Consider the following 12,754-nt stretch of genomic DNA (forward strand, 5'->3'; position numbering starts at 1 on the left):
CTTGTAAGTTTATTTTAAAATTTCTTCTACTATTGGAATTGGCGCTACTTCTTTGTCAGTAAAGGTAAAGGTTTCATAGAAATCTTTCCTCCATTCATCTGTTAGCTCTTCGTCGTGGTAGACTGTACAAAGGAGGTCGCCCTTTTTGACATAGTCGCCCTTTTTGGCATTCATCGCAAGGCCTACAGCATAGTTTATAGGGTCAGTTTTCTTAGCTCTTCCTGCTCCAAGCTTCATTGCCTGGATACCAAGTCCCATTGAGTGGATATTTTCAATGTAGCCTTCTTCTTCAGATAACATTTCTGTTTTGAATTTCGCTTGAGGAAGGAGGTCTGTGTTTCTGATTTGTTCTACATTTCCGCCTTGATATTCTACCATTTTTTCTAGCTTTTCGTAGGCTTTTCCAGATGAGATTGCTTCTTCTAGCATCTTTCTAGCTTCTTCTTTAGTCTCTGCCTTACCAGCTTGCATGAGCATAATCTCACCAGCACACATACAAAGTTCTGTGAAGTCTTTTGGACCCTTCCCCTTTACTGTCTCGATAGCTTCTCTTACTTCAAGGGCGTTACCTATAGTATTTCCTAAAGGTTGATTCATATCTGTAATCATAGCCATGGTGTTTTTGCCTAGTTTCTTACCAATTGAAATCATAGCGTTGGCAAGTTTTTTGGCATCTTCTACTGTGTGCATGAAGGCACCTTCACCATATTTTACATCTAGTAGTATAGTGTCAGATCCAGAAGCAAGTTTCTTAGACATAATTGATGAAGCGATTAGAGGAATTGAATCTACTGTTGCTGTTACATCTCTTAGGGCGTAGAGCTTCTTATCAGCTGGGACCAAGTCTCCAGTCTGACCGATTATGGCAAGGCCGATCTCATTTACTTGCTTTTTAAATTCTTCTTCGGTAAGGGCAATATTAAATCCTTCGATAGATTCTAATTTATCAAGGGTTCCTCCAGTGTGTCCCAGGCCCCTACCACTCATCTTGGCAAGCTTAAGGCCACAAGCAGCAACCATTGCACCTAGTGCCATTGAGGTCTTATCTCCAACTCCTCCTGTTGAGTGTTTGTCAGCTTTGATTCCTTCTATCTCTGATAGGTCGATTACATCTCCAGAATGCATCATAGCTTCAGAAAGCTTAGCTGTCTCATGCTCTGTCATTCCGTTAAGTCTTATCGCCATGAGGAGGGCCGCTATTTGATAGTCTTCAATCGAATCGTCAGTTACTCCATCCACGAAAAATTGGATCTCTTCATCTGTTAATTCTTCCTTAAGTTTTTTCTTTTCAATTATATCAATAAATCTCATTTTTTCTCCTTTAGAATAATAAGAAAATACCAACTATTAGAACTGATAGAGCGTTGACACAAAAGAATTAAATCATCGTTTTTAGAGTGAGCTTTCAAGGACTAATCTCTTATGGACATTGGATGATTTACTTTCCTAAAACATAGCTACATTCTATCTAATAATAAAGGCAGAAGATATACTTCATAAAATTTAACTAATGTATTTTTCATCTTATTTTAAATATCGCTTGTAAAATACAGGAATCTAATAACTTTACTCACCATCAATTACTGTATCAGAAAAGCCAATCATTAAATTCAAATCAGAATTCTCTATTTGCAAGATTCCGTATTCTACTAGACTTACTTCTGGATTATCCTTATATCTTTTGTCTGGACTTCCGTCTTTGTTTGTGTGCTTGTAGGTTTTTTCTAGGATTCTTGCATCTTTTGCGACTTTCCCTTCTTCCTTGAAGTCTTCTGCCCTAAGATCGACCCTTAGGTCCTTGTAGTCAATTGCCTTAAGGTCCTTGTTTTTCTCAAGTAAAAGAGCATCTGGCAAGAAGCTTATACTTATATCGTCTGCTTCAAGGCTTATTATCTCTACATTTGTATCTATTCCCTTAGGAAGGCCCTTTACTAGTCTTAGAGGGCTTCTATCTAGGATTAGATCATTTTCTAGATCATTTATTAGAAAGACCTCATCACTTTCTAATATCCCTGCCAAAAGCTTATTGCTAAGGTCGTATTCTTCCTTGGATCTGTCTTCGAAGTCATATTCTAAGCTTACTTGCTCTGGATTTTTTTTATAAAAATAAAGAATAGCACCTATTATTGTAAGTCCTATGAATAGGGGATTTATAAAAAATAAAAATATTCCTGCAACAGAAAGAATAAGGCCAACAAGCTTGTAGGGTCTTTCTTCCTTTCTACTTTCTAGGACATCTTCTAGGGCAGTTGACTTGATGTTTTTAAAGTCAATAGCTGATGTTTTATTTATTGTTTTTCCTTCTTTATTTTCTTCTGTATGATTTTTCCCTAAGTCATTTAGGGGATTTTTGAATTCTTTCTGATAGGATAAGCCCGTTCCAGGGATATAGGCTGTTCCTCTGATATTTCCCTTGGCAGTTTTGGTTAGTCTAAACCCCTTGCCTCCCCAGGAAAATCCTGGACCAGTCTTTGACATGTTTATCCTAAAGCCCTTGCCTAAATTTATACTTTTTCTAAATCTTATTCCCATAACTTCCTCCTTTGATAATTATATCAAATTAGGGAGAATTTTCCCATAATAAAACTGCCAGCAGAGCCGGCAGTCTTAGTTAATCTTTTTTACTTAAGTGTAGCATACATTATAGCTTTAATTGTATGCATTCTGTTTTCAGCTTCATCAAATACTTTAGATTTGTGTGATAGGAAGACTTCTTCTGTAACTTCCATACCGTTTAGTTCGTATTTGTCGCCGAATTTGTCATAGATATCTTTACCAACTGTTGTATTTAAATCGTGGAAAGATGGGAGGCAGTGCATGAAGATTGTTTCTTCTTTAGCATTGTCCATTACCTTTTGGTTAACTTGGAATGGGTGAAGTTGTTCGATTCTATCAGCCCAAACATCTTCTGGTTCTCCCATTGATACCCAAATATCTGTGTATATTACATCAGCATCCTTTGTGCTTGCCATTACATCTTCGCTAAATTCAACTTTTGTTCCGTGTTTTTTAGCAAATTCTCTAGCTAGTTCTTGAACATCTTCTTCTGGCCATAGGTCTTTTGGTCCACAACCGATGAAGTTGATACCAAGTTTTGCACAAGTTACTGCTAGGGAGTTACCCATGTTGTTTCTGCAATCGCCCATATATACAAAGTTTAGACCACGAAGGCGTCCAAAGTTTTCTTTGATTGTAAGCATATCTGCTATCATTTGAGTTGGGTGCCATTTATCTGTTAGACCGTTCCATACTGGAACTCCTGCATTATCAGCTAACTCTTCTACTAAATCTTGTCTAAATCCTCTATATTCAATACCATCGTAGAATCTACCTAAAACTTTTGCAGTATCAGCTATTGATTCTTTCTTACCCATTTGGCTTGAACCTGGATCTAGATATGTTACTCCCATACCAAGGTCCATGCCTGCAACTTCGAATGAACATCTTGTTCTTGTTGATGTTTTCTCAAATAGTAGGACTATGTTTTTACCTTGGAGGTAATTATGTGGTGTCCCTGTTAGTTTCAAGTTTTTGAATTGTTCTGATAGTTTTATTAAGTATAAAACTTCATCTTCTGTAAAATCTTTAATAGCTAATAAATTGCGTCCTCTTAAGTTAACTCCCATTTTAATCTCCTTATTTTTTTATTTTACATAATGCTAAAGGAAAACTTATCATCCTCTAACATAATTGTAAGCACGTTTGTACTATCCAAGTCATCTTGTAAGATTTTTCTAGAAACCATGGTTACAATCTTATCATCAACCACTCTTCTAATCTCTCTAGCCCCAAATTCTTCATAATCTGAGAGGTCTACTATTTTCTCGATGACTTCATTTGTGTAGGCAAAGTTTACTCCGATTTCCCCAAAATCATTTTTAACTTCTTCTAAGTAAATCTTTGTGATTTCCATAAGATCTTTATAAGATAAGGTATTAAACTTAACTATTGCATCAAGCCTATTTATAAATTCAGGCTTAAAGTATTGGTAAAGTTCATGCTTATATAGATCGCTATCATCTTCCTTGGCCAATATATTAGATGTCAAAATTATAATAGTATTGGTAAAGTCTATGGTTATGCCTCTATTATCAGTCAGCCTTCCCTCATCGAGTATTTGAAGAAGAATATCAAAAATCTGCTTGTTAGCCTTTTCTATCTCATCAAATAGAATTACCGAATAAGGATTGATCCTCACTTTTTCAGTAAGCTGGCCGCCTTCTTCATAACCGACAAAGCCTGGAGGAGCTCCAATAAACTTAGTTGTGGAATTTGAATCCATATACTCACTCATGTCAAATCTTATCAGGCTTTCTTCCCCTTCGTAGAGGGTATCTGCCAGAACCTTTGCCAAATAGGTCTTACCAAGTCCTGTATTTCCTGTAAAAAGAAATGTCCCTATTGGCTTGTGCCTATTTTTCATGCCAACAGCCGTTCTTATTATAGCATTTGATATCTTTTCTACAGCTTCTTGTTGGCCTATTACTTTTTCACCCAGAGCCTTGTCTATATTTAGGATTTTCTCCTTCCTATCTTGATTCAAATCCTCGACAGGAATTTTAGTTATCCTAGATATCAAAGTTTTGATATGACTTTCTTCAAGTTTTTCTATTTTGACAAATTCATATTTCTTATCTAGGTAGGATTTCTCTTCCTTTTTAAGCTCCGGTAGTTTTACTTTGGTGATTTTAGTATATTCTTCGAATTTATCTTCGTTTAATAATCTTTTTTTGATAAACTCAAGCTCTCTTATATCGCTTCTTATCCTTCTTAGATCTTTTATATCTTCTGTTTCTTCTTGTTTTATTTCTAGATCTTTGTCGTAAAGCTTCTTTAGCTCATTTAACTTATTTTTCTTCTTATCATTATCTTCAAGCTGTAGGCTTTCTTCCAATTCTAGAATATCTTCTCTTAAATCATCAAGTATATCCGGCGTATTTTCAAGCTTGTTTTTAAGCATAGAGGCTGCCTCATCCATAAGGTCTATCGCCTTATCGGGTAGTTTTCTATCGGTAATATACCTATCCGATAAGTCAACACAAGCCCTTATCGCGCTATCTGTTATTATCAGATTGTGGAAGTTCTCGTAGTTAGTCTTTATTCCACGAAGAATATCATAAGACTCCTCGATACTTGGCTCCTTTATCAAAACCTTCTGGAAACGACGTTCTAGCGCTCCGTCTTTTTCTATATGAGATCTGTATTCAGCAACAGTTGTCGCTCCTATTATAGTTATTTCTCCTCTGGATAGCTTTGGTTTTATGATATTTGAAATATCAATTCCACCAGACGAAGATCCAGCTCCAACTATGGTGTGAATCTCATCAATAAATAGGATGATTTTTCCTTCAAAGGAGGTTACCATATCCATCAAATCTTTAACTCTTGATTCAAATTCACCTCTTAAACCAGTACCAGCCAGTACACTTGATATATTTAGTGAAAATATTATCTTATCTTTTAGAAAATCAACCACATCTCCTTGGGCAATCTTTAGGGCTAATCCCTCTACAACTGCAGATTTACCAACTCCAGGCTCGCCTATTAGGATAGGGTTATTTTTTATCCTTCTTGTTAGAATTTCAGATAATCTATCTACTTCATCATCCATCCCTATTACAGGATCAATTTTACCTTCTTTAGCTCTTTTAGTAAGGTCTATCCCATATTTATCTATGAGATCTCCTATTTTCTCGCTAAATCGCTCGCTGGTTTCTACTTCTTTTTCTTTATTTACAAGATATTGTTCACACTTTTCATGCCTTAGGCCAACTTTTTCTAGGATATGTTTGCTAGTAGTCTTGCCTAAATCAAAGAAAGCTAGAAATAGATGGCTTGTAGTTATCTTCTCAGCATATCTTTTCTTGGCATTTTCTTTGGCAAGTAGCAAGGCACGCTGGTAATCTCTTGAAAAATAAAGCTTACTAAGTCCATCATTGGACCTTAATTTTCCTATAGCTTTTGTTATTTCATCAGCTAAGTTATCTTTATCTACAGAAAACTCTTCAAGCATTGTATCTAGGACGTGGTTTTCTTGATCTGTTATAGACTTTAGCAGATGAAGGTCTGTTACTTCTTGATTTTTATTGAGGAGGGCGAGGTTTCTGGCTTCCTTAATCGCCATTGATGCCTTTAGTGAATATATATCTTTCATTGACCCTCCTTATATTTTTACTTAACTATTTTTGTTCCTACTTTTCCTTCTAATCCATCCAAAGCTTTGTCTAGTGAAGTTATTATTGCTTCACCTTCTGGATTTTCTTCTAAGAACTTAAGACAAGCTTCTATTTTTGGTAACATAGAGCCCTTAGCGAATTGTCCTTCTTCTATATATTTCTTGGCTTCAGCTACGCTAATTTCTCTAAGTTCCTCTTGGTTTTCCTTGCCGAAATTGATATATACACTATCAACTGCAGTTAGGATTAAAAGTTTATCTGCATTTATATCTGCTGATATTTTACTTGCAACAAAATCTTTATCAATTACAGCATCTACTCCAACGATAGTACCATCTTCATCAAAGACTGGAATTCCACCACCGCCGCCTGTAATTACAGCTGTATTATTTTCTAGTAAAGTTTTTAGGGTTTCTATTTCCTTTAACCTAACTGGCTTTGGACTTGCAACTACTCTTCTATAGCCTCTACCTGCATCTTCTTTGAAAGTATAACCGTCTTCTTTCTCAATTCTTTCTGCTTCTTCTTTGCTATAGAATGTTCCTATTGGCTTAGTTGGATCTTTAAAGGCAGGATCGTTTTTGTCAACTTCTACTTGGCTTATTATTGTTACAACCTTCTTGTCGATTTCTCTTTTCTCAACCTCATTTTCAATTGCTTGTTGAAGGTGATAGCCTATATAACCTTGGCTTAGAGCAACACATTCTACCAAAGGAAATTCTGGTATACTTGTATCGATCTCACTTGCCTTAGATAATCCTAAGTTTATTACACCAACTTGTGGTCCATTTCCGTGAACTATGGCTACATTTTCATAATTTTCTATAATATCTGCCAAGGCCTTAGAAGATCCCTTAACTGCCTCTAATTGTTCTTTTGGGCTATTGCCTAGGGCGTTTCCACCCAATGCTACTACTATTTTCTTCATCTATCGTCCTTTCTCAAAATGATGGTTTGTATAAATACGTTCTATTTCTTATTTTTTTGATCTAGTTTGTAATAATTATCCCCATCAAAGAATTCTTTCTTGATATCTTTTATCTCTCCGCTCATGGCGATTAATCCAATCATATTAGGTATTACTACAAGTCCTAATGTAAAGTCTAAGAATACTCCAGCCTTTTCGAAAGACACAAATATACCAAGAAGAATCATAAGTGATGCTACAACTCTCATTATCTTACCAACCTTAGTACCAAATAGATATTCAGCTTGTTTTTCACAATAAAATACTATTACTATAATTGTTGATAATACAAATAAGAATAAGCTTATTGATATTACTATAGATCCCGCTTGACCAAACATTGTGTTAAATGCTCTTTCAACTGCTACTGGTGCTAGTTGGTCGCTTTCTGCTTGGCTTAGACCTGGTTGCCATACTCCTGATAATAAAACAACAAGGGCTGATATTGTACATACTACAATTGTATCTGCAAATACTTCAAATACTCCCCACATACCTTGTCTAGCTGGATGATCTGTGGTAGCTGCAGCATGACCATATCCTGCAGAACCCATACCAGCTTCATTAGAATATACACCACGAGCAACACCCATAGATATTACCTTAGATAAAGCAGCTCCACCAACTCCTCCAGCAACTGCTTTAGGATTGAAGGCGCCTTTAAAAATATATCCAAGAACTCTTGGTACATCACCTATGTGCATAATAATTATGATTATACCAAAAAGGATGTATAGGGCTGCCATGATTGGAACTAGTTTTTCTGTAACTCTACCAATTTGTTTTACTCCACCAAAGACTACAATTGAAACGATTATAAAAATAACTATTATAGCAATTGTTTTGATAATGTTTTCGTTTAAGTTAGTTGCAGCAAATACATTTTCAACAGGACCTGCTGCTGATAGAGTTTGAAGAGTAATTGATGGAAGGATTTCAATCATAAAGAAGAAAGCTGCCAAGGCTCCCATAGCCTTACCAAGACCACCCTTTAGTCCGTTCTTTAACATATAAGAACATCCACCAACGAAATCTCCATCTTCATTCTTCTCCCTATATTTGATAGATAGGGCAACTTCCGCAAACTTTGTTCCTTGTCCAATAATTGCAGCCATCCACATCCAGAATATAGCTCCAGGACCTGCTGCAAATATTATAGTTGGAACTACAACTATGTTTGCTGCTCCAATAGATGAAGCAAGAGCTGTGGTCATGGCTTGAAAGGCTGATACTGTACCAGATCCTTCTGCATCTTTAGAAAACATCTTTCCAAAAGTTTGTCTCATGATATATGGGAAATATTTTAATTGGATAAATCCAGTTTTAATATTAATAATTAGCCCACCACCCATAACTAGGGCAAGCAGTGGCCATCCCCATAGCCATTCCGTAAATGATTTTATAATTTCTAGCATAATTTACTCCTTGTAGAAAATCACAACAAACCACCATCTTTTTTAATATTATCTAAAGAAGATGTAAACTTTAAATAATATAGGCTATCTAGGAATTGTTTTCTCTCCTAGATTTAGGCAAGAAATCTTTCATATTTCATAAAAGATAACTCCTCCTAGCAACCTCTCTCTATCATTTACCCATAATAAGGAGGCTTACTACTGTGACCTTGTAATTATTATATAAAAGAAATCGTTTTTATATAAGACAAATACATATTTTATTTTTGTAAATAGAAATATATTTGTCTTGATATTTAATCTTTGTGATATAATTGTTATATAAAATGTCAGGAAAAAAGAAAAAGAGGAGATGATTCATATAACTAAAAAAACAAATATCCAAGATGAGTCTACTTATTTTGAAACTAATAAAAATAAACTTCCCCTAATAGACTTAGCTAGCGAGGTATTCACTGAAAAGACAGAGCCACTCCTTCATACAAATGCAAGGTTTTGGATTGTAAAAAAAGGATCTGCCCTTGTAAACATCCAAGGAGAAGATATAGAGATTAAAAAAGGATCTATGGTAGGAATCCTTCCTTGGTATTATACTCAGATAAAGGAAGTAACCGAAGATCTTCTGATGGATGTAGTTGTTTACGATTTGGACTTTGTAAATATCCTCTTTAAAAGAACTAACGATTTATTTATGAAAGACTACTCCCTAAGCAAGTTAGTTTCTGACAATATTTATGTCACTCTTTCTAGCAACGAAGAAGAGGAAGTATTAGCTATCCTTGATAAACTCAAATATGAACTTGCCAAGTACAAACAAGGCGACAAGTTTTCTAACCATATGATTTTTATAAAGCTTATGGAAATCGTCGTGATTTTTGAGAAAAATATAGATTATCCTAGTAAAAAAAAACTAAAAAATAAACACGATATCGAAATATTTCACTATATTTACTCTAATTTAAATGAAAATATCAACCTTAAAAATATATCTGAGAATTTTTATCTAAGCCAGTCTCAAATCAGCAAATATATCAAGGAAACTACAGGTCTAAGCTTTAGCTCGCTTGCATCCATGATGAAACTCATTAAGCTAATGGGCTATCTAAACTTTTCGCAAATGAACCTAGAAGAGCTTTCCGTTGTATTAGGTTTCAAGGATCCATCTCACCTCTCCAAGTTTTTTAAGGCGAAGCTTGGTATAAATACCAGCGAATTTAAAAATAAAACTAATAGTCACTCTAGAAAAGTAATAGATTTAGGTAAAATGGAAGAAATAACTTCATATCTGTTTAAGTACTATTATACAGATTTAAAAATTGAAGATTTGTCCATAAAATTTAGACTAAATCCAACAGAGATAAACAACTCTTTTGATTTTTACCTAGATAAGTCTTTTGATTCCTACTTAACTTATGTAAGGATTGTAAATGCAGCCAAAATACTTCTAATAAAAGATGACACGGTAACAGATATAGCCTATACTGTTGGTTTTAACACAACTAAGACCTTTAATAGAAATTTTAAGAAAATATACGGAATAAACCCCAGCGATTTTAGAAAGAAATTAATCTATCAAACAGAAATCCTATAAAACACAAATTTCAAATATAAGTATAAAGCTATACAAAAAACCCACCTCGAAAGGTGGATTTTTTGTATATTATATGCTTTTTATTTTTGATTTAAATTTCTGTCAATATTTTTGACGAAGTCTTGTGAGTTTGTAACCATTGTTTTTGCAGTTAATGTTCCCCTGTCTGATAGTTTATTAACAGCGAATTCTTGGATATCAACTGTATACATGAATACTGGTCTTATTTCTCCATTAATTTCATTGTATGATGGAGTCATATTACCTGTAGCAATCGTAAATAGGATTGCTGATGACATGATTACTGTTGATGATTTTTTGATGTTTCTTCTCATCTCATCTTGGGCTTCGTATACATTGTTATAAGTGTCATTAAATGTATATCTATCTCTAATTGTTCCAGCTATTACTAGGTTTACATTATTTCTAATTGCAGCTGCAACAAATCCTGTTTCTATACCTTCTTTTTCTACATATTCTTTGATAGAACCGTATTCGTTTACTCTGTTGATTACTTCATAGAAGTTTTCTCTTGTATTTTGGCTATTTAGATATTCTTCTTGGCCTTCTACTGTATTAAACTTAGCTCTTTCAAGGTCATAAGCAACAGCTGCCGTACCGCAGAAGATTGCATTTGCATATCCGTTTTCTACAAGTCTAGCCAGAGCATCATCACTTTCTTCATCGAGAGATGTCGCTGTACCAAGTACCCAAGTTACATAACCATTGTTTTCTTTTTCGTATTTTAAAACTTCATATAGTTCATCGTAATCTTTAGAAAAGGCTGTTTCTCTTGATCTTCCTTCTCTAAATCCAAACGTTGCTTCTTCTTTGCTAGATTTATCTACGAAACCTTCTGTATAAACATAGATTCCTTCAGATCCATCTTCTTTACGTCCAACAACGACTTTGTCACCTTTTTTAAGGTTTCTAAATTCTACAACATCAACTCTTTCATTTCCTGGTTCATCTATTGCTACTGCAACAGTATCCATTCTAGATTGAAGGGCTAGTACCCATTTATCATTTATCTTGAAATATTCTGGGAAAACTGATAGAGCGTGATAACCTTCTGGGCTTATTCCGTCTTCTTCTACTTCTACAAGTTTAGCATTTGGAAATTTATCAAATTTCTCATCAAATTCTTTAGGGAAGTATTTTGGCATTTCAAATTTATAGTCCATCATCTACTCCTCTCTTCCTTGGCTCATTGCCTTTTTATCTTCAACAGAAGCTTCACTACTTGCTTCTTCTACTTCGTAAACATGTTCTTCGTCATAAGATAGGTATTCTTCTGGAACAAGTTCTTTTTCTAAGTTCACTACAAAGTCTTGAACATTTGTTACAAGAGTTCTTACAGCTATTCCTTCTCTAGCAGCAGATACTTTTCTAACTGCGTTTTCTGTAACATCTACTGTAAAGATAAATACTGGAACAATATTGCCGTTTTCATCTACCCTATAGCTTGTAGCTGTCTCTGCAGTTGAAGCTGAGTGAAGGGTTGTAGCAAGACAAATAATAAGATTTGACTTATCTGTAGCAACTCTTACATTGTCCAAAGAATCATATACATTGCCTGTAACTTCTGGAAGTGGTCCATCATCTCTGATAGATCCAGCTAGAGTAATTGGAACTCCAAGTCTGTTTAGAGTTTTAATAAATCCATCACGAACATTTCCTTCATTTATGAATTCATCTATAGAACCAACTTTTCTTATAGCATTTAGTGTATCCAGGTGGTTGTAGTGGCCTAGTGGATCAGATTCTTGAGTGTAGATATCTTGACCAAGAGCTGTGTTTAGATAACCACCTTCAAGGTCGTGAGTAGCCATAGCATTTCCACCAAGAAGAGCTTGAACATATCCATTTTCTGCAAGTCTTGATAGACCATTTCTTGTATCATAGTCAAATACAACAGCAGGTCCTAGAACCCAAGTGATATTTCCTTGTGCTTCTTTTTCAGCTCTAAGTAGTTCGTAAAGAAGTTTGTAGTTTGATGTATTTGATGCCTCAACAAAATCTCCTCCACGAGAAAAAACTTCCTCTGAGAAACCTTGCGCATATTTTAAAACACCTTCACTACCATCAGTCTCGCTAGCGATAACTACCTTATCACCTTTTTTAAGATTTCTAAACTCTCTTACGAATACCTTTCCATCCTCAACAACTGCAACACAGTCTTGAGAACTTCTTTCTGGAATTTGCCAAGATCCATCAACCTTGTAATAGGTTGGCATGTGGCTTGTTAAATAAAAACCCTTTGGGCTTACACCATCTTTTGTAACTTCTGCAGTAGTTACATCTTTAGCAGAAGCGTATTTTTCTTCCGAAAAATTAGGTGGTGTAAATAGTAAGTCTTCTCTCATTTAATCCTCCTAAATTTGCTAAGTAAAAAACTATCTTTATATTATCATATAGGTAAATAATATATAAGTCAATATTAGAAACTGTAAACCTTTGCTTTATAAGTTATAAAAGCTATAAATATATAGTCAAAAAGCATCCTTTCATAAATTCTCTTTAATATTTCAATATTATTAATATTACAATTAATATATTTAATTTGACAAAAGGAAATTTCGAGTATAATTAAAGTAGAAATTGA

Annotated in this window: 9 protein-coding genes; 1 reads left to right on the plus strand and 8 read right to left on the minus strand. The window is 34.7% G+C overall.

The features are described 5' to 3' along the window. Window positions 1-9 precede the first annotated feature (9 nt). From C7D97_RS07310 to C7D97_RS07335, 6 genes are all read right to left on the minus strand, one after another. Window positions 10-1,311 (minus strand): pyrimidine-nucleoside phosphorylase, encoded by a 1,302-nt coding sequence (locus C7D97_RS07310; RefSeq protein WP_105301408.1) that lies wholly within the window; start codon window positions 1,309-1,311, stop codon window positions 10-12. Between the two features lie 255 nt (window positions 1,312-1,566). Beyond that, a complete protein-coding gene (locus tag C7D97_RS07315) occupies window positions 1,567-2,532 on the minus strand; it encodes a DUF4236 domain-containing protein (protein WP_105301409.1) in 966 nt (321 codons plus the stop codon). A gap of 89 nt (window positions 2,533-2,621) precedes the next feature. Beyond that, window positions 2,622-3,626: an ornithine carbamoyltransferase gene (gene argF / locus C7D97_RS07320; protein WP_105301410.1), complete on the minus strand. Its 1,005-nt coding sequence runs from the start codon at window positions 3,624-3,626 to the stop codon at window positions 2,622-2,624. Window positions 3,627-3,649: 23 nt separating this feature from the next. Further along, entirely contained in the window at window positions 3,650-6,154 is a 2,505-nt protein-coding gene (locus tag C7D97_RS07325; RefSeq protein WP_105301411.1) for an ATP-dependent Clp protease ATP-binding subunit, read from the minus strand. 17 nt (window positions 6,155-6,171) lie between these two features. Continuing rightward, complete coding sequence (gene arcC / locus C7D97_RS07330) at window positions 6,172-7,104, minus strand: carbamate kinase (protein ID WP_105301412.1); 933 nt, start codon at window positions 7,102-7,104, stop codon at window positions 6,172-6,174. A 41-nt stretch (window positions 7,105-7,145) separates the two neighbouring features. Further along, window positions 7,146-8,558 (minus strand): alanine/glycine:cation symporter family protein, encoded by a 1,413-nt coding sequence (locus C7D97_RS07335; RefSeq protein WP_105301413.1) that lies wholly within the window; start codon window positions 8,556-8,558, stop codon window positions 7,146-7,148. A gap of 352 nt (window positions 8,559-8,910) precedes the next feature. Here C7D97_RS07335 and C7D97_RS07340 point away from each other — a divergent pair, with 352 nt between their 5' ends. After that, window positions 8,911-10,149, plus strand: coding sequence for an AraC family transcriptional regulator (locus tag C7D97_RS07340; RefSeq protein ID WP_105301414.1), 1,239 nt, complete (start codon window positions 8,911-8,913; stop codon window positions 10,147-10,149). Between the two features lie 80 nt (window positions 10,150-10,229). On the opposite strand, the gene C7D97_RS07345 is transcribed toward C7D97_RS07340, so the two are convergent. Continuing rightward, window positions 10,230-11,333, minus strand: a complete 1,104-nt coding sequence (locus C7D97_RS07345) for an ornithine cyclodeaminase family domain (protein WP_105301415.1) — start codon at window positions 11,331-11,333, stop codon at window positions 10,230-10,232. Between the two features lie 3 nt (window positions 11,334-11,336). Continuing rightward, a complete protein-coding gene (locus tag C7D97_RS07350) occupies window positions 11,337-12,515 on the minus strand; it encodes an ornithine cyclodeaminase family domain (protein ID WP_105301416.1) in 1,179 nt (392 codons plus the stop codon). Window positions 12,516-12,754 lie beyond the last annotated feature (239 nt).

Source organism: Anaerococcus marasmi, assembly GCF_900290195.1.
GTDB lineage: Bacteria > Bacillota > Clostridia > Tissierellales > Peptoniphilaceae > Anaerococcus > Anaerococcus marasmi.

What these genes read in the sequence shown, in the direction of transcription:
- C7D97_RS07325 (WP_105301411.1), bottom strand. Translation starts at nt 6,154, where the DNA reads ATGAAAGATATATATTCACTAAAGGCATCAATGGCGATTAAGGAAGCC.
- C7D97_RS07345 (WP_105301415.1), bottom strand. Translation starts at nt 11,333, where the DNA reads ATGGACTATAAATTTGAAATGCCAAAATACTTCCCTAAAGAATTTGAT.
- C7D97_RS07310 (WP_105301408.1), bottom strand. Translation starts at nt 1,311, where the DNA reads ATGAGATTTATTGATATAATTGAAAAGAAAAAACTTAAGGAAGAATTA.
- arcC (WP_105301412.1), bottom strand. Translation starts at nt 7,104, where the DNA reads ATGAAGAAAATAGTAGTAGCATTGGGTGGAAACGCCCTAGGCAATAGC.
- C7D97_RS07350 (WP_105301416.1), bottom strand. Translation starts at nt 12,515, where the DNA reads ATGAGAGAAGACTTACTATTTACACCACCTAATTTTTCGGAAGAAAAA.
- C7D97_RS07335 (WP_105301413.1), bottom strand. Translation starts at nt 8,558, where the DNA reads ATGCTAGAAATTATAAAATCATTTACGGAATGGCTATGGGGATGGCCA.
- argF (WP_105301410.1), bottom strand. Translation starts at nt 3,626, where the DNA reads ATGGGAGTTAACTTAAGAGGACGCAATTTATTAGCTATTAAAGATTTT.
- C7D97_RS07315 (WP_105301409.1), bottom strand. Translation starts at nt 2,532, where the DNA reads ATGGGAATAAGATTTAGAAAAAGTATAAATTTAGGCAAGGGCTTTAGG.
- C7D97_RS07340 (WP_105301414.1), top strand. Translation starts at nt 8,911, where the DNA reads ATGATTCATATAACTAAAAAAACAAATATCCAAGATGAGTCTACTTAT.